The sequence below is a fragment of the Allorhizobium sp. NPDC080224 genome (assembly GCF_050281005.1).
Taxonomy (GTDB): Bacteria; Pseudomonadota; Alphaproteobacteria; order Rhizobiales; family Rhizobiaceae; genus Allorhizobium.
In genome coordinates, this window is record NZ_JBNNWJ010000001.1 from 3,412,680 (window position 1) to 3,432,547 (window position 19,868).

The window sequence follows — 19,868 nt, forward strand, 5'->3', positions numbered from 1 at the left end:
AAGCCCCACCGTGATCTCCCCCCTTGAGGGGGAGATGTCCGGCAGGACAGAGGGGGGTACCCGCGCGGAACGCCGGCAGACGAAGAAAAGCCGCCTAGGACAGCCGCTTCAGCATATGCCGCTGATGGTCCTGCCCGCCGAAGAAGACGGCAAGGACGTGAACGACTTTAGCCGCCTCGTCTATACGGAAGTGAATGACAGCATTGTCTTTCGAAAAGTGTCGAAGGTCGAAGCCAAGGCCTGCATCCAGCGTGCCGCGATGTGGATAGGCGGCCAGCGCAAACATGTCTGCCGTTATTCCGCGAACCCGCTTCCCCGCCCGCTCATAGGCAACCTGCAATTCGTCGCCGAAGCCAAGATAGGTGCTTACCAGGTGGTCGAAGATTGCATCGAGATCTTGGATGCTGTCTTTGGTACGCCTGATTTCATAGGCCATACTCGACCTTCTTGCGCGCGATCATCTCCTCGATCTGCACTCGGCTCTCTTCTTCCGAGAGAAATGGCCCTTCCATCCGACGCAGAAGAAGAGCACGCAACGCTTCCTGATCCTCTTCCCGCATCTCCGTCTCTTCGCGCACCAGATCAAGCCCCCGCTCGACGACGGCGGCAAGGCTTGGAAAATGGCCGTCCTCGACCAGCTTGCGTGCGAATTCCGCCTGCTGGGGCGAGAGCGAGACAGAGGCTTTCACGGTCATGGCAAGGCGCTCCGGTTAGGCTCACAAGAATAGCCCGGCCCCGAAACCCCGTCAAACTCACCTCCCTCGGCAAACCGCCGAACCGCGCAGCCTTCAGATAAGGATCGCATCGATGACCAAGAAAACCATCGCCGACTGGCAGGCGCTTGCCGAGAAGGAATTGAAGCGTCCGGCGGACAGCCTCGTCTGGAACACGCCCGAGGGCATTCCGGTGAAGCCGCTTTATACGGCAGACGACATTGCCGGCATCGGCCATCTCGAGAGCCTGCCGGGCTTTGCCCCCTTTGTGCGCGGGCCGCGCGCCACCATGTATGCAGGGCGGCCATGGACAATCCGGCAATATGCCGGCTTCTCGACGGCGGAGGAATCGAATGCCTTCTACCGCAAGGCGCTTGCCGCAGGTCAGCAGGGCGTCTCGGTCGCCTTCGACCTTGCCACCCATCGCGGCTATGACTCGGATCATCCGCGCGTCGAGGGCGATGTCGGCAAGGCGGGTGTGGCGATCGACTCGGTCGAAGACATGAAGATCCTGTTCGACGGCATTCCATTGCAGGACATCTCCGTGTCGATGACCATGAATGGCGCCGTCATCCCGATCCTCGCCAATTTCATCGTCACCGGAGAGGAACAGGGTGTCTCGCGTGAGAAGCTGTCGGGGACCATCCAGAACGACATCCTCAAGGAGTTCATGGTCCGCAACACCTATATCTACCCGCCCGAGCCCTCGATGCGGATCATTGCCGACATCATCGAATACACGGCGAAGGAGATGCCGAAGTTCAACTCGATCTCGATCTCCGGCTACCACATGCAGGAGGCGGGTGCGACGCTGGTGCAGGAGCTTGCCTTCACCCTGGCGGACGGGCGCGAATATGTCCGCGCGGCCATCGCCAAGGGGCTGAATGTCGACGAATTCGCTGGTCGCCTCTCCTTCTTCTTCGCCATCGGCATGAACTTCTTCATGGAGGCGGCGAAGCTACGCGCCGCCCGCCTGCTCTGGACCCGCATCATGCAGGAATTCGAGCCGAAAAAGGCGTCGAGCCTGATGCTGCGCACCCATTGCCAGACCTCGGGCGTGTCGCTGGCCGAACAGGATCCCTACAACAACATCATCCGCACCGCGTTTGAGGCCATGTCGGCAGCGCTGGGCGGCACGCAGTCGCTGCATACCAATTCCTTCGACGAGGCGATTGCCCTACCGACGGAATTTTCCGCGCGCATCGCCCGCAACACCCAGCTTATCCTGCAGAACGAGACGGGCGTGACCAAGGTGGTCGATCCGCTGGCAGGCTCCTACTATGTCGAGAGCCTGACCAACGAACTGGCGGAAAAAGCCTGGGCGCTGATCGAGGAGGTCGAAAGCCTGGGTGGCATGACCAAGGCTGTCGATGACGGCCTGCCGAAGCGCCTGATCGAGGAGGCCGCCACCCGCCGCCAGGCAGCCGTTGACCGGGGCGAGGAAGTAATCGTGGGGGTCAACAAGTTCCGTCTGGAAAACGAGGCGCCGATCGACATCCTCGAAATCGACAACACCGCCGTTCGGCTGTCGCAGGTCAGACGCATCGAGCAGACGCGCCGCCAGCGGGATCCGAAGCGGGTGAGCGAAACCCTTGCGCGCCTCACCGATATCGCCCGCTCAGGCGAGGGCAACCTGCTCGAAGCCGCTGTCGAGGCGGCCCGGGCGCGCGCCACCGTCGGCGAGATTTCGGATGCCATGCGGGCTGTGTTCGGCGACCATGCCGCAACGCCGGAAGTGGTCCACGACATCTACGGCAAGGCCTATGAGGGCGATCCGGAAATGGAGACGCTGTCGACACGCCTCAAGGATTACGGCAAAGCGGCGTCCAAGCCGCGCATCCTGATCGCCAAGCTCGGCCAGGATGGCCATGACCGGGGCGCCAAGGTGATTGCCTCTGCCTTCGGCGATATCGGCTTCGATGTCGTGGCCGGCCCGCTTTTCCAGACGCCAGAGGAAGCAGCAGACTTGGCCGTAGCCAACAAGGTCCAGGTCGTCGGCATGTCCTCGCTTGCTGCCGGCCACAAGACGCTCGCGCCGCAGCTGGTCGAGGCGCTGAAGGCCAAGGGCGCGAATGACGTGATCGTCGTGGTCGGCGGGGTCATTCCGCGCCAGGATTACGACTTCCTGTTGGAGCATGGTGTCTCCGCCGTCTTCGGTCCGGGCACCAATGTCATGGATGCCGCGCGCTCCGTGCTTGACCTGCTTGAGGGTCGCCTGCGAAACAGTTGAAGGCTGACGGCTCGGGGAGGAGCATGGAGACCTACGATTACATCGTCATCGGCGCCGGCACTGCCGGCTGCCTGCTCGCGAACCGGCTCTCCGCCGATCCCGCGCGCCGTGTGCTGCTGCTCGAAGCCGGCGGCAGCGACAACTATCACTGGATCCATATCCCGGTCGGCTATCTCTACTGCATCAACAATCCGCGCACCGATTGGTGCTTCAAGACGGAAGCCGAGCCGGGCCTGAACGGTCGCGCCATCAGCTATCCGCGCGGCAAAGTGCTCGGCGGCTGCTCCTCGATCAATGGCATGATCTACATGCGCGGCCAGGCCCGCGACTACGACCAGTGGCGCCAGATGGGTTGTGAAGGCTGGGGCTGGGATGATGTGCTGCCCCTCTTCAAGAGGACGGAAGACTTCCACCGGGGAGCCGACGACAAACATGGCGCCGGTGGCGAATGGCGCGTAGAAAAGGCGAGGCTCCGCTGGGATGTGCTGGAGGCCTTTCGCGAGGCGGCCAAACAGGCGGGCATTCCGGAAACCGACGATTTCAATCGCGGCGACAACGAGGGCTCCGGCTTCTTCGAGGTCAACCAGCGCTCCGGCATCCGCTGGAACACGGCGAAAGCCTTTCTGAAACCGATCCGCCACCGCAGGAACCTGACCATCCTCACCCGCGCCCATGTCAAGCGCCTGACGATAGAGGGCGACCGCGTAACCGGCGCCGAGGTGCATCACGACGGCGAGTTGAAGCGCTTTGTCGCCCGCCGCGAAGTGGTGCTGTCAGCCGGCGCCATCGGCTCGCCGCAGATCCTGGAACTCTCCGGCATCGGCCGTGGCGATGTCCTGCAAAATGCCGGCATCGAGACGGTACGGGAGTTGCCCGCCGTCGGCGAGAACCTGCAGGACCATCTGCAACTGCGCCTCGTCTTCAAGGTCAAGGGCGTGCTGACCCTAAACGAGCGCGCGTCGAGCCTCTACGGCAAGGCGATGATCGGGCTGGAATATGCTTGGCGCCGCTCTGGCCCGATGTCGATGGCCCCGAGCCAGCTCGGCATCTTCACCCGCTCTGGCCCGGACAAGGAAACCGCCGACCTCGAATATCATGTCCAGCCGGTCTCGCTCGACAAGTTCGGCGATCCCGTTCATCCCTTCCCGGCGATGACGGCGAGTGTCTGCAATCTCAGACCCGAAAGCCGGGGCTCGGTGCATATCTCAGGGCCGGACTTCGCCGCCCAGCCGAAGATCGCGCCGAACTACCTCTCGACATCAGGCGACCGCGACGTCGCCGTCCGGTCGATCCGGCTTACCCGCCGCATCGCGTCCCAGCCCGCCTTTGCCCGCTATCACCCCGAGGAGTACCGCCCCGGACCTGATCTCGAAAGCGACGCAGAGCTGGAAAAGGCGGCCGGCGATATCGGCACGACGATCTTCCATCCCGTCGGCACCTGCCGCATGGGGGCGGATCCGGACAGCGTCGTCGATCCGCGCCTGCGGCTCCGCGCCTTGAAGGGCCTGCGCATCGCCGATGCCTCGGTCATGCCGACGATCACCTCAGGCAACACGAATTCCCCCACCCTCATGATCGCTGAGAAGGCGGCCGCGATGATCCTTGAGGACCACCGCTGACGCCAGACCATCAGCTGCGATCGTCGGCATTCGCCCCGAGCAGCTTCGGTAGGTCGCCGAAGCGGGCAACGAGGCCGAAGATGATGGCGGCAACTGCCACGAACAGGATCGTCACCGAAGCCATCACAGGCGTATAGCCGTAGCGCAGCGCGTTGAAGATCTTGATCGGCAGCGTCTCCATGACGAAGCCGACCGTCATATAGGCGACGATGTATTCGTTGAGCGAGAGCACGAAGGCGAAGGCATAGCCAGAGACGAGATAGGGCGCGATCAGCGGCAAAACGACCGTGCGGAAGATCGTCCGGTCGTCGGCCCCCATGGTGGCAGCCGCCTCGACCAGCGAGCGGTCGATCGCCGAGAAGCCGAGCGACAGCGTCACCAGCGGTAGCGTGACGAAGAAGATTGCGTGGCTGATGACGGCCGTCCAGGGCTGGCCGTAGAAACCGGTCGCGGCCCAGAAGGTGAGCAAACCCAGCGCCGTGATGACGGGCGGCAGCGTAAAAGGCGCGATGCCGAGCAGCTGGAAGACCTGTGCCCAGGGCGCAAGGCGGCGCCACAGGAACCAGGCAAGCGGCAGCGCGATGGCAACGGCAAGAGCAGCGGCACAGAGCGCGAGGATAACGGAGGCGAACAGAGCCGCCCGCCAGCCGGGATCGGTGAAGATCGCGCTGTACCACGACAGCGAAAAGCCCTGCGGCGGGAAGTTGAGGCTCTGCTTGGCATTCACCGAGACGCCGGCGACCACGACGATGGGCGCAGCAAGGAAAATGCCGATGAGCGTGAAGTAGAGACGGGTCAGAGCCGTGTTCATGCTGGCTCTCCCTTGCGACCGATGAGGAGCGTCAGCGCCACCATGCCGAGCGTGACCAGCACGAGGAACACGGCCATGGCTGCCGCAAACGGCATGTTCGACTGGTAGATGGCCTGATCGGTGATCAGCACCGACAGCGTCCAGTGGGAGGGGCGACCAAGAATCTGCGGCAAAAGATATGAGCCGAGCGCGAAGATGAAGACCATGATCAGCGTCGCAATCAGCGTGTTGCGCAGAGCCGGCACGACGACCGTGAAGAAAGCCCTGAGCGGCGAGGCCCCGAGTGTTCGCGCCGCTTCCGTCAGTGTCGGATCGAGCCGGACCAGCGCGGGGTAGAGCACGAGGACCGTGTAGGGTAGCGCCTGATAGGTCATGCCAGTCAGCACAGCGCCGAAATTCGGCATGAGTGCCACGGGGCTTTCCATCAAGCCGATCATCACAAGCAGGTTGGTGATTCCGGCCGTGCGCGAAAGCAGTGTCGACCAGGCAAAGCCGATAATGACTTCCGAGAGTGACAGCACGGAGAGGAGCGCCACCAGCCACAGCACCTGCGCTTTGCGCGACATGCGCGCGAGCAGATAGGTGAAGGGCAACGCCAGCGTCACGCAGACCACGGCAACGGCGATCGCAAGCCCCAGTGAGAAGCTGAGCACGCCCCCAAAGAAGAACGACAGGAAACGGGCGTAGTTGTCGAAAACGAAATCCGGCGAATAGAAGCCGGTCGGATCCCGCTTGAAGAAGGAGACGGCGATCATCGTCGCGAAGGGCACGACGAAGAACAGGATCAGCATGCCCGCCGGAAAGGCGAGCGGCGCATAGTCGAGTGCGGTTTTCGGGGGCTCGCGTCTCATGCTGAGAGCACCACGGCGGTTTCGGGATCGATGGCGATGCCGACATCCTGACCGACGGTGACGACCGGCCGCTCGCGCGGTGTCGAGACGGCGACGACTTCGGTGCCGGAAACGTCGAGGAAGGTCTCGATCGTGCCGCCGAGATCGCGGATGAAGGTGACCTTGCCGGTAATGCGGCCTTCGCCGGGGGCCGCGAGCTTCACATCCTCGGGGCGAACCGAGAGGCTGGCCTGCCCCTGCCCCGACGGCGCCGATATGCCGGCGACGGCATGACCGAGCACCAGCGCTGTACCACCCTGCGCGTTCAGCGGCAGGAGATTGGTCGAACCGATAAAATCGGCCACGAAGCGGTCAGCGGGTTTGCGATAGATCTCGATCGGGCTCGCCGCCTGTCGGATCTTGCCGCCATTCATGACAACGACGGTATCGGCCATGGTCATCGCCTCCCGCTGGTCATGGGTCACGACAATCGTCGTGATGCCGAGCTGCTGCTGCAGCTTGCGCAGCTCGACCTGCATCGCCTCGCGCAGCTTGGCATCGAGCGCCGAGAGCGGCTCATCGAGCAGAAAGAGTTTGGGCGAGATGGCGAGCGCCCGGGCAATCGCCACGCGCTGCCGCTGGCCGCCTGAGAGCTTGTGCACGGGCCGGTCGGCATAGCCAGTCAGGTGGATCATCGAGAGCAGCTCGTCAACGCGCTTCACCTGCTCCTCACGACCGATGCCTCGGATGCGCAAGGGATAGGCGATGTTCTCGCCGACGGTCAGATGCGGGAAAAGCGCCAGCGACTGGAAGACCATACCGAGATCGCGCTTGTGCGTCGGCACCTGGGTGATGTCCTTGCCATCCAGCACGATCGCACCATTGGTCGGGCTGTCGAGCCCGGCGATCATGCGCAGCAATGTGGTCTTGCCGCAGCCGGAGGGGCCGAGCAGGCAGACGAAGGTGCCATGCGGCACGGAAAGCTCGACCTGATCGACCGCCGTGAACGGGCCGAACTGCTTGGTGACGGAATTAAGGGCGAGGCCGGACATCATGTCTCCGAAATCAAATGGTGCAGGCTCAAAGCCCTTTGGCGCGGCAATAGCATCTCACGCCCGAATTGTCTTGCAAACGCTATGCCGTCACATACGACGAGATATGCGTTTTAGACCGGAGCAAGCGCCCCTCACCCTACCCTCTCCCCGCGAGCGGGGAGAAGGTGCCGGCAGGCGGATGAGGGGCGAGCCTCTGCCGCTATCAACCGACGATCAGCTCGGTCCACTTCTGGTTCAGCCAGTCCGACTTGGTCTGGTAGAGATCATAACGCGGCGTGATCGGCTCGATGTCAGAGGAAACGGCGGCGAATTCTTCTGCCGTCAGATCGAGCAGCTCGCGCTTGACCGTCGGCGCCGTGCCGACCTTGCGCGACAGGGTCGCCTGAACCGAAGGCTGGCACATGTAGTCGATGAAGATATGCGCTTCCTCGGTCTTGGCCGAAGCGCGCGACAGAGCCCAGCAACCGGAGTCCTGAATGCCGCCTTCCTTCGGGAAGGTCGAGCGAACCGGCTGGCCGTCCGCAGCGGCAAGGCCCGTGACGTCGTGGTAATACTGGCCCATCGGGATTTCGCCCGACTTCAGCGACTGCTCGAACTGTGCCTCGTCGCGATACCAGAGGCGCACATTCGGCTTCACTTCTGCAAGCTTCTCCAGCGCCTTCAGGATACCCTCTTCGGTATCGAGCGCGTTGGTGCCGCCCATAAAGGTCTTGGCTGTCACTTCCAGCAGGAAGGAGTTGGAGACAAGCGCCAGAAGGCCGAGCTTGTCGGCATTCGCCGGATCCCACAGGGCTTCCCAGGAGGTCGGGGCTTCCTTGTAAACATCGGTATTGGTGACCAGCGTGATGTACCAGGCAACGGCACCGACGCCGGCGACGCGACCATCCGGATACTTGTTGACGAAGCGGTCTATCAGGCCCGAGGCATTGCTGATCTTCGCCATGTCGATCGGCGCCCAGAGCTCGGTCGCCTGGCCCTTGAGCATCGCGACCTGCGACATCATCGAAAGGTCAGCCGGTGCCTGGCCGGCCTTGGCGGCCTGTTCGAGCTGCACGAGCCAGGCTTCACCGGTCGGCTCGGCGATGGATTCGACGGCAATGCCGGTTGCCTTGGTGAATTCCGGGAAGATGTTCGCGTCGAACGAGTCCTTGAAGTAGCCGCCATAGACGCCAATCTTGATCGACTTGTCCTGGGCGCGTAGGATCGACGGCATGGCGAGCGTGCCAGCAATGGCGGCAGAGCCCGCGAGCACGCCGCGCCGGCTGACGGAAGTGGAGAAAATGTCTTTCATGGTCCTGTTCCCTTGGTTGTTGTTGAGGCGTTTTCGCCCGTTCATCTGTATCGGTGGCCGGACCGCAGGAGCCGTCCGGAATATAAGCGCTCAGCGCCCTTTGATCGCCGGACTGTAGACCATCAGGCTGAGGATTTCGAAGAGGATTTGTGCGCCCACATGCGCCGTATTGTGGTTCGCGTCATATTGCGGCGCGACTTCGACGACGTCACCGCCGATAAGGTTGATGCCCTTGAAGCCACGGATCAGTTCCAGCGCCTCGCGCGATGTCAGGCCGCCCACCTCGGGCGTGCCGGTGCCGGGAGCGACGCTTGGATCGAGGCTGTCGATATCGAAGGAGAGATAGGTCGGACCGTCGCCGATCACGGCCTTCGCCTTTTCGATGATTGCGGGAATGCCTAGACCGTTGATCTCCTCGGCATGAATTACGGTCATGCCGGACTCGTAGGAGAACTCCCAGAGATATTCGGCAGGTCCGCGAATGCCGATCTGGATCGTCCTGACAGGGTCGAGCACGCCATCGAGCACGGCATTCCGGAACGGGCCGCCATGGTGAAACTTCGTCTGGTCGAAGGCGCCGCCGGTATCGCAATGGGCGTCGATGTGGATCATACCGACCGGGCCGTGCTTCTTGGCAATCGCCTTCATGATCGGATGAGTGATCGAATGGTCACCGCCGACGGAAAGCGGCAGAACGCCTTGAGCAACCAGCTTCGTATGATAGGCCTCGATGTCATCATGGCTCATTTCCAGCCGGTAACGGCTGGAAAAGGGCACGTCTCCGATATCGGCGACCTTCAGATCGAAGACCGGCGCGCATTCGAGCACGTGATTGTAGGGGCCGATACGATCGATGGCCCGCAGCGCCCGAGGCCCGAAGCGCGAGCCGGGACGGTTGGTCACACCTAGGTCCATCGGCACGCCGACGATCGCGACATCGAGGTCGCTGACCTCAGGATTGCGCTGATCGACCTGGCGATAGGGCGCGGACACGAAGGTCGGCACGCCGGCGTAAGGGGCAGCGCGCGTACCGTTCGAGAAGATCTTCTCGCCGACCTTGGCAAACTTCGGATCGAAGATCTCGCCGGCCTTGTCGTTTCCGTATTTCTCGCGCAGCGCGGCCAAGCGCTTTTCGTCGAAAGTCATGTCTCGTTCCCTGTTTGTGAACAATGGAGAGACCATCGTCCATTTTTGCGGCACGATCCGCACCTGCCTTTATTGTGAGCATTAACCCGCAACAGACTTGGAAAATCAATTCACGATGTTATAGCAATCGATGTGAGAAAAATTCACGGATCCTGAACCAGTCATGGCAAGCCGCCTGCCCCCGCTCAACCCCCTGCGCGCCTTCGAGGCCGCGGCTCGCCGCGGCTCGATCTCGGCTGCAGCGCGGGAGCTGAGCGTCACCCATGGCGCGATATCGCATCAGATCCGCAGCCTTGAGGAAACGCTGAAGACCGCACTCTTCGAGCGCGGCGGCAAGCGGCTGAAACTGACGCCCCAGGGCGCGCTTCTCTTGCCGGCCGTCACCCAGGCCTTCGATGGCATTGCAGCGGCAACAGCGCTGATGAACCGCCCCTCGACCAGCGGCAGCCTGCGCATCTCCTGCGTGCCCGCCCTGCTTTCGCTGTGGCTCGTGCCTCGCCTCGGCTCCTTCACCGATCGCTATCCCGAAATCAGCCTGACGTTGACCTCCAGCAATGATTCCAGCCTGATCTATTCCCCCGACATAGACATAGCGATCCTCTATGGCCCGGGCGGCTGGAAGGATTGCTGGACACGGCTCTGGAGCACGTTTGATCTCTTTCCGGTGGTCAGTCCCACTTTGCTCAACACGCGGCCGCTGCGCTCGACCCGCGATCTGCGTGACCATGTGCTGCTGCATGGCGACGACGGACGCGAATGGCGAAGCTGGCTCGCGGCCGCCGACGAACTCGACATGCCAAAAGCGCGTGAACATTTCATGGGCGATGCTAGGCTCTCGACCGAGGCAGCCCGTTTCGGCCAGGGCGTGGCGCTGGGAGACAGCATCACGGCATCAAGCCTGATTGCCGCCGGCGAACTCGTGATCCCCTTCGATCTCGCAGTGCCAGCACCGGATGCCTTCTATGTCGCCGCCCGCAACGATGTTCGCGCCGCCCCGATCGCCAAGGTCTTCATCGACTGGATCTTCGACATGATCGAAACCGAGCGCACCGCCCAACCGCGCCCGGCAAGCCGCCCTTCGGGACGAGGCCTGCCCTCAACCCGCAAGCGCAACACCAACACCACTGCCGTGCTCTCGGAAGAGAGCTGATAACACCGAGGACAAGAGACATGCCCGCCGCCCCCTTCAATCCGCTCGTCGCAGATCTCTCGGCCCCGCCGGTGCCTTCGGTTTTTGCCTGGGCACGCGCCTATGATGGCGCGAGCGGCCCGATGATCGATTTGAGCCAGGCCGTGCCCGGCTATCCGCCACACCCCGATCTCTTCACCTGGTTGGCCGAGGCCGCTTCCGCCCGGGCGAATGCCGGCTACGGCCCGATCGAAGGCGAAGCGCCGCTGCGCGAGGCCTATGCGGCGGAGGTTGCTGCCGTCTACGGCGCGCAGGTCACGGCCGACAACATCCACATCACCGCGGGCTGCAACCAGGCCTTCATGGCAACAGTCTCTGCAATTGCCGCAAGCGGCGATGCGGTGGCGCTGACCGATCCTTTCTACTTCAACCAGGAAACCACGCTGGCAATGATGGGCATTCGTCGCGAGCTGATCCCGCTCGATCCGGCAACCGGCTTCGTACCCACCATCGAAGGCATCGAGGCCGTCCTGGCGAAGGGCGTCAAGGCCGTGGCGCTGGTCTCGCCCAACAACCCGACGGGCGCCATCTATCCTGCGGATCTCCTGCGCCAGGCTTTCGACGCCTGCCGCAAGGCCGGCGCCTTCCTCATTCTCGACGAGACCTATCGCGACTTCCTGCCCGGCGAAGGCCGCCCGCATGATCTGCTCTCGATCCCCGGCTGGGAAGAGAACCTCATCCTGCTCTACTCCTTCTCCAAATCCTTCTGCATCCCAGGCCATCGACTTGGCGCGATCACCGCCGGCCCCCGCGCCGTCTCGGAAATCGCCAAGGTGATGGACAACCTGCAGATCTGCGCACCTCGTGCACCCCAGGCGGCCGTTGCAAAGGCAATTCCGGCACTGAAGGCGTGGCGCGACGAGAACCGTCTCGAAATCCTCAAGCGCGCCGAAACGCTGGAAGGCGTCATGGCCAAGCTTCCCGCATGGAAGATGGACTCGCTCGGCGCTTATTTCGCCTTCATCCGCCATCCTTTCCCAGGTCGCGGCTCGGCAGAGGTGGCCGAACGACTGGCGAAGAAGGCGGGCGTGCTCTGCATCCCCGGCGCCTATTTCGGCGACGACTGCCAGGACTACCTGCGCTTCGCCTTCGCCAATGCCGACAGCGCAACAATCGAAGGTCTGGTCGCCCGTCTTTCGACCTTCAAGCTGGGCTGATCACTTATGCAGAAGAGCGTGGCGATCATCGGCGGCGGCCCGGCGGGCCTGATGGCGGCGGAGCATCTCGCCGGCAAGGGCCATCGCGTCACCATCTATGATGCCATGCCGACGGTCGGCCGCAAGTTCCTGCTCGCGGGCAAATCCGGCCTCAACATCACTCATGCCGAGGACTATGCGCGCTTCGTCACCCGTTACGGCGCAGCCAACAGCCGGCTGCGCCCGGTGCTCGACCTGATGACGCCGGAGGCCATTCGGGTCTGGGCAGCTGATCTCGGCACGGAAACCTTTGTCGGCTCCTCCGACCGCGTCTTTCCGAAGGTGATGAAAGCATCGCCGCTCTTGCGCGCCTGGCTGAAACGGCTCGAAGGACTGGGCGTGACCATCCTCACCCGCCACCGCTGGACGGGTTTCGACGGAGATGCCCTGCTCTTCGAAACGCCGGATGGTCAGAAGCGCGTGACCGCCGACGCTACGCTTCTTGCACTCGGTGGTGCGAGCTGGCCGAAGCTCGGTTCGGATGCGGCCTGGGTGCCCCAACTAAAAGCCGAAGGCATTGAGATCACGCCGCTCCGCCCCGCCAATTGCGGCTTCGACTGTGATTTTTCCGAACACTTCGACAGTCGCTTCTCCGGCCAGCCGATCAAATCGGTGAAGGCCAGCTCTGCAGCGGGCACCATCCAGGGTGAATTCGTGATCAGCAAAGGTGGCATCGAGGGTAGCCTGATCTATGCCCATTCGGCGGCACTGAGAGACACGCTCGACCGGGATGGCCATGCCGCATTGATCCTCGACCTCACGCCGGGGCGAACGACAGAGAAGCTTTCAGTTGACCTCGCGCGTCAGGACCGCAAGGCCAGCTTTTCCACGCGGCTCAAGAAGGCCGCTAATCTCGATGGCGTGAAGATAGCACTGCTGCGTGAGGTGACACCGGATGCGAACCAGCTGGATGCGGAGGCGCTGGCACACCTCATCAAAGCCCTGCCGCTCCCTGTCAAACGCCCTCGCCCCATCGCCGAAGCCATCTCGACGGCCGGGGGCGTCGCCTTCGATGCGCTCGACAACCACTTCATGCTGAAGGCGCGCCCGGGAACCTTTGTGTCAGGCGAAATGCTGGATTGGGAGGCGCCGACGGGCGGCTATCTGCTCACGGCCTGTTTCGCGACCGGCATTGCCGCGGCCGAAGGGATCGGCCGCTGGCTCGATACGCAAAGCGGCTGACCTCAGCGGCTGGCGGTTTTGTGCGAGGCGCCAGGCTTACGGAACTCGACGGTCGTCTTGGCGACCGGAATACCGAACTTGGTGACGAGCGCCGTATTCAGAACCGTCCCGTCCTCACGCAGCACCATCTTGTCCCAGAAACGCACCTTGTTGCCCTGTGTCTCCGGGCTCAGATAGACGAGATAGTTAAAGCGGGCGACCGCCCCGTTGAGCGTCACCTTGGTCTCGCCGATCACATCCTCGCGGGTGCCGCTATAGGTAGTCGGGCTGGTCTTGGTGAAGCGCCAGGTCTTACGATCCTTCGTGCCATCATCGAAGACGAAGTCTTCGCGCAGCGTCAGCGTCTTGCCGTCCCATTTGCCGGTCAGATCGACCGTGAAGGTTCGCTTCACGCCATTAATGGCGCTGAATGAACCGACAGCCTCGGTGCGTCCCGTAAAGTAATCCTCGAACGTAAACCTGTCGGCCGCCTGTCCGGCGGACGGCAACAGGCTCAGGGCAAGCCCGACAAGGGCCAAGCTGAACTTGGGCATGGGTGCGTCTCCATCATTGGCGCGTTGTGCATCCACTACGGCGCCAATCGATGAACGGATCTGGGATTGTTCCAGGAAACGCTTTCGTGAAAGCAAAGGCTGCCTTCACGCCCATGTCAGGGATTGTCGCGCTTGAAGATCCAGTCATGCTCCGGATGGTTCTGGAAGCGCCACTTGCGCAGCGGCCCGGCCATGACGTTGAGATAATACATCTCGTAGCCATGCGGCACGCCGCAGGGGTGATGCCCCTTCGGCACAAGCACCACGTCGCCATCCGACACCGCCATGGTTTCGTCCAGCGAGCCGTCTTCGGTGAAGACACGCTGGAAACCGAAGCCCTGAGCAGGGTTGAGGCGGTGGTAGTAGGTCTCCTCGAGATAGGTCATCTCGGGGAAATTGTCCTCGTCATGCCGATGCGGCGGGTAGGACGACCAGTTGCCCGAGGGCGTGAAGACTTCCGTGACCAGCAGGCTGTCGGCGACGTCGCGATCTTCCATGGCGATCGGATAGATATAACGCGTATTGGCGCCCTTGCCGCGCTCGACAAAGGAGATGCCATCGGGGCCGATCTGCTGCGCTTCGCGACCGGGCATGGCCGGAGCAGTACAGATCGCGAGCACGCAATCGGTCGTCGCTTCCGCCGACCAGTCGCTGCCGGCCGGCACATAGACGCAATGCGGCGGGGTTTTCTCGAACACCGACATCCGATGGCCGAGTTCGCCGAACGCCTTGCCGCCGCCGGAAATTTCGGCCTTGCCCTCGACAAGGACGAGGATGACTTCCGTTTCACCGGTCTGCTCTGCCGCACGCTCACCCGCCTTCAGGTGATAGAGGCCGAATCCTACATAGCCCCAGCCAGCGCTCGCCGGCGTGATATCGTGTACCTTGCCGGTCTTGCCGGAAGGCTTGCGCAACAGATCCGTCATTCCTCGTCTCCCAAATTTTTTAATCAATCCGCGTCGGAACGCTCCGCTTCGGCAGCGATCCTGACACGCTCGGCCTCGGCCTTGGCTTCCGCTTTTTTCATCGTGTGATCATACATGAAAAGCAGCTCGTAACCCGCATAGAGACCAGCCACCACGAAGACCATCGCCCAGCCGGTGGCACCATTCGAATACTCCACCCCGGCCCAGGCCAGCGGCAGCACGACGCAGAGGATGCGGCGATAAAGCGGCTTGAAGAAGGGATGGGTCGGATCGAGGATCTGGAACTTCAACGCTTTGCTCCCGGCAGTCTTGTGAATGGGTCGCCTGCAATAGAGCCCAAATCCGTGTGCTGTCAAAACACGGGGCGAAGATTATATCCCCACCCCGTGTTCAATTCAGATGAGGCCGGCATCCTTGGCAAAGCCCTTGAGCGATTTCAGGCCGAGGCTCTGATACTCAAAGGGATTGCGCACATCTGGATCCTGCTCGGCCTCGATGACGATCCAGCCCTGATATCCATGCTCGGCGGCGATCTTTAGAACCGGCGTGAAATCAACGCCGCCTTCGCTATCGCCGGGAACGGTGAACACGCCGCGACGAACGCCTTCGAGGAAGGAGAGTTTTTCGCTCCGCACCTGATCGGCGATGACGGGACGGACATTCTTCGCGTGGATATGGCCGACGCGATGCATGTACTTTTTTGCAACCGCTTCCGGATTGCCGCCGCCGAAATAGCAATGGCCGGTGTCGAGCAACAGCTTGGCATGCGGGCCCGTGTGTTCCATCAGCTTGTCGATCTCGGCCTCGGTCTCGACAACCGTCCCCATGTGGTGGTGATAGACCAGCGAGATGCCTTGGGCAGCCGAGAACTCCGCCAGCGCCTCGACGCCAGCACCGAACTTGGGCCATTCGGCATCAGACAGGACCGGACGGTCGGCAAGCGCCGTGTCATCGGCGCCATGGATGGCGTTCGAAGTTTCGCAGACGATGATGACCTTGCAGCCCATGGCCTTCAGCACGTCGAGGAAGGGCTGCATGGCGGCCTTTTCGTCCTCGATCGAGTTGGTCAGCAGGTTCAGCGAGTGCCAGCCGGAGACGAATTTCAGGCCGCGCGGCTCGAGCACCGACTTCAAGCCTTCGGGATCGGTCGGCAGTTTGTGACCCTTCTCGATGCCGTCGAAACCGATCTTGGCGGTTTCGTCCAGGCACTGTTCCAGGCTGATATGGGCGCCGAGACGGCGGTCGTCATCGTTCGACCAGGCAATCGGGTTGGTTCCGAAAAGGATCATGATCAGTTTCTTTCCTTCAGAGCCGCTTCATAGTCAACGCGGGCTTGATTGACTTCGGCGCGGGCGGAGACTTCCGGCACCGCGACATCCCACCAGTAGCCGCCGGCACCGGTGGTTGGATAAGGATCGGTATCGATGACGATAACAGTGGTCTCGGTCGCCTCGCGGGCGGCATTCAGCGCCGCTTCCAACTCTGAGATCGACGACACCTTGTGCGCCTTCGCCCCCATCGACGCCGCATGAGCGGCAAAATCGATGGCGATCGGGCTGACATTCGAATGGGCGTAGAGGTTGTTGAACTGCGCCCCGCCGGTGCCCATTTGCAGGCGGTTGATGCAGCCGTAGCCCCTGTTGTCGGTGATCACCACGGTGATCTTCACGCCCATGCCGACAGCAGTTGCGAGCTCCGAATTCATCATCATGTAGGAGCCATCGCCGACCATGACGATGACGTCGCGCTCGGGCTCGGCCATCTTGATACCGAGACCGCCGGCGATCTCGTAGCCCATGCAGGAGAAGCCGTATTCCATGTGATAGGAGAGCGGCAGCTTCGACTTCCAAAGCTGGTGCAGCTCGCCCGGCATGGTGCCGGCGGCGCACATGACGACCGTGTTGTCGCGCGAGGCGCGCTGCACGGCGCCGATCACCTGCATGTCGGTCGGCAGCGAATTGCTGTCCTTGGGAGCCGCCGTCACGGCATCCGCCTTGGCAAACCAGGAGGCCTTGAGACCGGCATCCGGTGCGGCATACGTGTGATCACCGAGCGCCGCCGAGAGCTTTTCCAGGCCGATTTTCGCATCCGCCACCAACGGGATCGCATCATGCTTGGCGCTGTCGTAAGGCTGGACATTGAGCGCCAGGATCTTGCGATCAGGGTTCTTGAACAGCGCCCAGGACCCGGTGGTGAAATCCTGGAAGCGCGTGCCGACACCGATCACGAGATCTGCCTTTTCGGAGACGACATTGGCGCTTTCGGCACCGGTCACACCGACAGGACCGAAGTTGAGGTTATGGTCCCAGGCCAGTGCCGACTTGCCGGCCTGCGTCTCGACGACGGGGATCTGGTGCTTTTCGACAAAGGCCTTGAGGGTGTCGGTGGCGCCTGCAAAATGCACGCCGCCACCGGCGACGATCACGGGGTTCTTCGCCGTCTTCAGCGCCGCAACAGCCGCTTCGAATTCGACGACATCGGGTTCCGGACGGCGGAAACGCCAAGTCCTTTTGGCAAAGAAGCTCTCGGGATAATCATAGGCCTCGGCCTGGACGTCCTGGCAGAAGGCAAGCGTCACAGGGCCGCAATCGGCGGGATCGGTCAGCGTGCGCATGGCGCGCGGCAAAGCGGTCAGAAGCTGCTCCGGCCGCATGATCCGGTCGAAGTAGCGCGAGACGGGACGGAAGCAGTCATTCGCCGACATCGTGCCGTCGCCGAAATCCTCGATCTGCTGCAGCACAGGATCGGGGCCGCGATTGGCGAAGACATCGCCGGGGATGAAGAGCACCGGCAGGCGGTTCACATGCGCGAGCGCCGCAGCCGTCACCATGTTGAGTGCGCCGGGGCCAATCGAGGAGGTAACCGCCATGGCGCGGCGACGGCCGAGCTGCTTGGCATAGGCGATCGCCGCATGCGCCATCGACTGCTCGTTCTGGCCGCGATAGGTCGGCAACTCGTCGCGGATGCCGTAGAGCGCCTCGCCGATGCCGGCGACATTGCCGTGACCGAAGATCGCCCACATGCCGGCGATATAGGGAACGCCGTCCTCATTCATCTGGTTGGCGAGGTAACGCATCATCGCCTGGGCGGCGGTCAGCCGGATCGTCTTCATGCTTTTCCTCCCTTGGCGGAAACCGCCTTTTGGCGTGCCGCATCCCAAATCGCGCAGAGGCTCTGGTAACGGGCCGCCATGTCCTCCACGGCTTGACCATCCGTGATGCTGCCAGCGAGCCACTTGCGCGCGGCGTCGCCGAAGATGGTGCGTCCGACGGCGAAACCTTTCACCAGATCGAAACCGGCGGCAAGCTGGAAGCTCTCCTCAAGCTCCGCCTGCGGTGCATCGAGACCAAGCACCACGATGCCGCGCGTGTTCGGGTCGTTGCGTTCGATGGCGTTGCAGGCATTGGCCCAGGACGCGGTCGTCTTCATCGGCTCCAGCTTCCACCAGTCGGGATAGACGCCGATTTCGTAGAAACGCTCGATAATCTTGGCCACCGTCTCGTCGTTACAGGCGCCGACCTTGGAGGGGATGACCTCCAGCAGGAATTCGAGGCGATTGCGGCGCGCCGCATGGAAGAGCCTGAGCACCGTCTGCTCCTGCTCGGACTTCATCTCCGGCGTATCGTCCGGGTGATAGAAGGCGAGTACCTTCACCACATGATCCACAGGCCATTCGACAAGACCGCCAAAATCCGGGCCGATCTCGGGCTCCAGAGTCAGCGGACGCGAACCCGGCCATTCCACTGGGCGACCAATCCAGAGACCCGTGCCGGCCGCGCGATAAAGTGCCTCACGACCGAGACGGCTGTCGCAGAGCAGGCCATAACCGGAATTGCCGTCGGAGACTTTAAGTGCCGCATCCAGGCAGAGGTTCTTGAAGGCACCGATCTTCTCCTCCGAAACGCCGGCATCCTTGGCCATGGCTTCGAGCTGCATGCGGTGGTCAAAGGCAAAGACCCGCATGGTCGACCAGTCATTCTTGCGGTTGGTCGACCAATGCACCTGCTCCAGAGCCTCGTCCTTGCGCAGCGCCTTGTTCCTGATGCCAGTGCGGAAGAAGTATTGCAGCTCTTCCCAGCTCGGATAGGCCGGTGTGCAGCCGTGGCGCGAGACGGCGAATGCACCGCAGGCATTGGCAAACTTCAGCGAGGTCGGCCAGTCCTGGCCGGTGAGCCAGCCCTTGAGCAGTCCCGACATGAAGCCGTCGCCGGCGCCGAGGACGTTGAAGACTTCGATCGGGAAACCCTGGCCGGTCTGGCCGGCATCGAGACTGTCGGGGATCGCACCGTCAAAGACCACAGCGCCCATGGGGCCGCGTTTGCAGACGAGCGTGGCCGAGGACACCTTGCGAACCGCCTTCAGCGCCTCGATCGTGTCGGTCGAACCGCCGGCAATGTGGAATTCCTCTTCCGTCCCGACGATCAGATTGAACAGATGCAGGGTCGACTGAAGCTTGCGCGTCACCTTCTCGGATTCGACGAAGCGGCTTTCGCCGTCGCCGTGACCGGCAAGACCCCAGAGGTTCGGGCGGTAATCGATGTCAAGCGCAGTCAGACCGCCCTTCTCGCGAGCAATCTTCAGCGCCTTGAGTACGGCGGCCTCCGTGCGCGGATGCGACAGATGCGTGCCCGTCGCGCAGACGCAGCGCGCTTCTGCGACGAAATCCGGATCGATATCCTCTTCCGACAGCGCCATGTCGGCACAGTTCTCGCGGTAGAAGATCAGCGGAAACTGATGCTCATCGCGGATGCCAAGCAGAACAAGCGCCGTCAGACGCTCCTTGTCCGTCTTGACGCCGCGCACATCCACGCCCTCGCGCATCAGCTGCTCGCGGATGAAGCGCCCCATATGCTCATCGCCGACGCGGGTAATCAGCGCCGACTTCAAGCCGAGCCGCGCAGTGCCAGCCGCGATATTGGTCGGTGATCCACCGATATACTTGTTGAAGGAGGCCATGTCCTCCAGCCGACCGCCGACCTGGGCCCCATAAAGGTCCACGGACGAGCGACCGATCGTGATCAGATCGAGCGAAGCCAAGCGATGTCCTCCCTGTGATGCGGGATCTAACGCCCCGCCTCGAAACCATTCCACGATTTGGAACGGCCATATCTAAAAATGGACTATAAATTCTATTTTTTAGAATTTCA

General features: G+C 62.4%; 18 protein-coding genes. 5 read left to right on the top strand and 13 right to left on the bottom strand.

What is annotated here, in order from left to right:
- Nucleotides 1-94: 94 nt before the first annotated feature.
- Nucleotides 95-436 (bottom strand): type II toxin-antitoxin system RelE/ParE family toxin, encoded by a 342-nt coding sequence (locus ACQKP1_RS16840; RefSeq protein WP_427276132.1) that lies wholly within the window; start codon nucleotides 434-436, stop codon nucleotides 95-97.
- Nucleotides 426-695: a type II toxin-antitoxin system ParD family antitoxin gene (locus ACQKP1_RS16845; RefSeq protein WP_203017749.1), complete on the bottom strand. Its 270-nt coding sequence runs from the start codon at nucleotides 693-695 to the stop codon at nucleotides 426-428. Before ACQKP1_RS16845 ends, ACQKP1_RS16840 begins: the two co-directional genes overlap by 11 nt.
- Before the next feature lie 112 nt (nucleotides 696-807).
- On the opposite strand from ACQKP1_RS16845, the gene scpA reads away from it, so the two are divergent.
- Together scpA and ACQKP1_RS16855 are read left to right on the top strand one after the other, a co-directional pair.
- On the top strand, nucleotides 808-2,943 hold the full coding sequence (gene scpA, locus ACQKP1_RS16850) for a methylmalonyl-CoA mutase (RefSeq protein WP_427276133.1): 2,136 nt from the start codon (nucleotides 808-810) through the stop codon (nucleotides 2,941-2,943).
- A gap of 23 nt (nucleotides 2,944-2,966) precedes the next feature.
- Nucleotides 2,967-4,562 (top strand): GMC family oxidoreductase, encoded by a 1,596-nt coding sequence (locus ACQKP1_RS16855; protein WP_427276134.1) that lies wholly within the window; start codon nucleotides 2,967-2,969, stop codon nucleotides 4,560-4,562.
- Nucleotides 4,563-4,572: 10 nt separating this feature from the next.
- Here the strand turns inward: ACQKP1_RS16855 and ACQKP1_RS16860 are convergent, their stop codons facing one another.
- From ACQKP1_RS16860 to speB, 5 genes are all read right to left on the bottom strand, one after another.
- Nucleotides 4,573-5,373 carry an ABC transporter permease gene (locus ACQKP1_RS16860; protein ID WP_427276135.1) on the bottom strand — a complete coding sequence of 267 codons (801 nt, stop codon included), beginning with the start codon at nucleotides 5,371-5,373 and terminating at the stop codon, nucleotides 4,573-4,575.
- Nucleotides 5,370-6,224, bottom strand: a complete 855-nt coding sequence (locus ACQKP1_RS16865; protein WP_427276136.1) for an ABC transporter permease — start codon at nucleotides 6,222-6,224, stop codon at nucleotides 5,370-5,372. Before ACQKP1_RS16865 ends, ACQKP1_RS16860 begins: the two co-directional genes overlap by 4 nt.
- The gene (locus tag ACQKP1_RS16870) at nucleotides 6,221-7,255 is read right to left on the bottom strand and encodes an ABC transporter ATP-binding protein (protein WP_427276137.1); all 1,035 of its coding nucleotides are present in this window, start codon (nucleotides 7,253-7,255) and stop codon (nucleotides 6,221-6,223) included. The genes ACQKP1_RS16865 and ACQKP1_RS16870 overlap by 4 nt, the downstream gene beginning before the upstream one ends.
- A 205-nt stretch (nucleotides 7,256-7,460) precedes the next feature.
- Nucleotides 7,461-8,549: an ABC transporter substrate-binding protein gene (locus ACQKP1_RS16875; RefSeq protein WP_203017757.1), complete on the bottom strand. Its 1,089-nt coding sequence runs from the start codon at nucleotides 8,547-8,549 to the stop codon at nucleotides 7,461-7,463.
- Between the two features lie 90 nt (nucleotides 8,550-8,639).
- Nucleotides 8,640-9,695 carry an agmatinase gene (gene speB / locus ACQKP1_RS16880; protein ID WP_427276138.1) on the bottom strand — a complete coding sequence of 352 codons (1,056 nt, stop codon included), beginning with the start codon at nucleotides 9,693-9,695 and terminating at the stop codon, nucleotides 8,640-8,642.
- 163 nt (nucleotides 9,696-9,858) lie between these two features.
- Here speB and ACQKP1_RS16885 point away from each other — a divergent pair, with 163 nt between their 5' ends.
- From ACQKP1_RS16885 to ACQKP1_RS16895, 3 genes are read left to right on the top strand one after another with little or no spacing between them, the layout of a single operon-like run.
- On the top strand, nucleotides 9,859-10,845 hold the full coding sequence (locus ACQKP1_RS16885; RefSeq protein WP_427276139.1) for a LysR substrate-binding domain-containing protein: 987 nt from the start codon (nucleotides 9,859-9,861) through the stop codon (nucleotides 10,843-10,845).
- Nucleotides 10,846-10,865: 20 nt separating this feature from the next.
- Nucleotides 10,866-12,041, top strand: coding sequence for an aminotransferase (locus ACQKP1_RS16890; protein WP_427276140.1), 1,176 nt, complete (start codon nucleotides 10,866-10,868; stop codon nucleotides 12,039-12,041).
- 6 nt (nucleotides 12,042-12,047) lie between these two features.
- Nucleotides 12,048-13,262 carry a TIGR03862 family flavoprotein gene (locus ACQKP1_RS16895; RefSeq protein WP_203017765.1) on the top strand — a complete coding sequence of 405 codons (1,215 nt, stop codon included), beginning with the start codon at nucleotides 12,048-12,050 and terminating at the stop codon, nucleotides 13,260-13,262.
- 2 nt (nucleotides 13,263-13,264) lie between these two features.
- Here ACQKP1_RS16895 and ACQKP1_RS16900 read toward each other — a convergent pair whose 3' ends face one another.
- From ACQKP1_RS16900 to ACQKP1_RS16925, 6 genes are all read right to left on the bottom strand, one after another.
- Nucleotides 13,265-13,795, bottom strand: a complete 531-nt coding sequence (locus ACQKP1_RS16900) for a DUF3833 family protein (RefSeq protein WP_203017767.1) — start codon at nucleotides 13,793-13,795, stop codon at nucleotides 13,265-13,267.
- 116 nt (nucleotides 13,796-13,911) lie between these two features.
- Nucleotides 13,912-14,721: a 5-deoxy-glucuronate isomerase gene (gene iolB, locus ACQKP1_RS16905; RefSeq protein ID WP_427276141.1), complete on the bottom strand. Its 810-nt coding sequence runs from the start codon at nucleotides 14,719-14,721 to the stop codon at nucleotides 13,912-13,914.
- Between the two features lie 23 nt (nucleotides 14,722-14,744).
- On the bottom strand, nucleotides 14,745-15,011 hold the full coding sequence (locus ACQKP1_RS16910) for a hypothetical protein (protein WP_203017771.1): 267 nt from the start codon (nucleotides 15,009-15,011) through the stop codon (nucleotides 14,745-14,747).
- A 105-nt stretch (nucleotides 15,012-15,116) separates the two neighbouring features.
- Entirely contained in the window at nucleotides 15,117-16,010 is an 894-nt protein-coding gene (gene iolE / locus ACQKP1_RS16915) for a myo-inosose-2 dehydratase (RefSeq protein WP_427276142.1), read from the bottom strand.
- Between the two features lie 2 nt (nucleotides 16,011-16,012).
- The gene (gene iolD, locus ACQKP1_RS16920) at nucleotides 16,013-17,833 is read right to left on the bottom strand and encodes a 3D-(3,5/4)-trihydroxycyclohexane-1,2-dione acylhydrolase (decyclizing) (RefSeq protein WP_427276143.1); all 1,821 of its coding nucleotides are present in this window, start codon (nucleotides 17,831-17,833) and stop codon (nucleotides 16,013-16,015) included.
- Nucleotides 17,830-19,758, bottom strand: coding sequence for a bifunctional 5-dehydro-2-deoxygluconokinase/5-dehydro-2-deoxyphosphogluconate aldolase (locus ACQKP1_RS16925; RefSeq protein WP_427276144.1), 1,929 nt, complete (start codon nucleotides 19,756-19,758; stop codon nucleotides 17,830-17,832). The genes iolD and ACQKP1_RS16925 overlap by 4 nt, the downstream gene beginning before the upstream one ends.
- Nucleotides 19,759-19,868 lie beyond the last annotated feature (110 nt).

Bases quoted from the DNA above. Each gene is read 5' to 3' on its own strand.
- ACQKP1_RS16840 (WP_427276132.1), bottom strand. From the start codon at position 436: ATGGCCTATGAAATCAGGCGTACCAAAGACAGCATCCAAGATCTCGAT.
- ACQKP1_RS16845 (WP_203017749.1), bottom strand. From the start codon at position 695: ATGACCGTGAAAGCCTCTGTCTCGCTCTCGCCCCAGCAGGCGGAATTC.
- scpA (WP_427276133.1), top strand. From the start codon at position 808: ATGACCAAGAAAACCATCGCCGACTGGCAGGCGCTTGCCGAGAAGGAA.
- ACQKP1_RS16855 (WP_427276134.1), top strand. From the start codon at position 2,967: ATGGAGACCTACGATTACATCGTCATCGGCGCCGGCACTGCCGGCTGC.
- ACQKP1_RS16860 (WP_427276135.1), bottom strand. From the start codon at position 5,373: ATGAACACGGCTCTGACCCGTCTCTACTTCACGCTCATCGGCATTTTC.
- ACQKP1_RS16865 (WP_427276136.1), bottom strand. From the start codon at position 6,224: ATGAGACGCGAGCCCCCGAAAACCGCACTCGACTATGCGCCGCTCGCC.
- ACQKP1_RS16870 (WP_427276137.1), bottom strand. From the start codon at position 7,255: ATGTCCGGCCTCGCCCTTAATTCCGTCACCAAGCAGTTCGGCCCGTTC.
- ACQKP1_RS16875 (WP_203017757.1), bottom strand. From the start codon at position 8,549: ATGAAAGACATTTTCTCCACTTCCGTCAGCCGGCGCGGCGTGCTCGCG.
- speB (WP_427276138.1), bottom strand. From the start codon at position 9,695: ATGACTTTCGACGAAAAGCGCTTGGCCGCGCTGCGCGAGAAATACGGA.
- ACQKP1_RS16885 (WP_427276139.1), top strand. From the start codon at position 9,859: ATGGCAAGCCGCCTGCCCCCGCTCAACCCCCTGCGCGCCTTCGAGGCC.
- ACQKP1_RS16890 (WP_427276140.1), top strand. From the start codon at position 10,866: ATGCCCGCCGCCCCCTTCAATCCGCTCGTCGCAGATCTCTCGGCCCCG.
- ACQKP1_RS16895 (WP_203017765.1), top strand. From the start codon at position 12,048: ATGCAGAAGAGCGTGGCGATCATCGGCGGCGGCCCGGCGGGCCTGATG.
- ACQKP1_RS16900 (WP_203017767.1), bottom strand. From the start codon at position 13,795: ATGCCCAAGTTCAGCTTGGCCCTTGTCGGGCTTGCCCTGAGCCTGTTG.
- iolB (WP_427276141.1), bottom strand. From the start codon at position 14,721: ATGACGGATCTGTTGCGCAAGCCTTCCGGCAAGACCGGCAAGGTACAC.
- iolE (WP_427276142.1), bottom strand. From the start codon at position 16,010: ATGATCCTTTTCGGAACCAACCCGATTGCCTGGTCGAACGATGACGAC.
- iolD (WP_427276143.1), bottom strand. From the start codon at position 17,833: ATGAAGACGATCCGGCTGACCGCCGCCCAGGCGATGATGCGTTACCTC.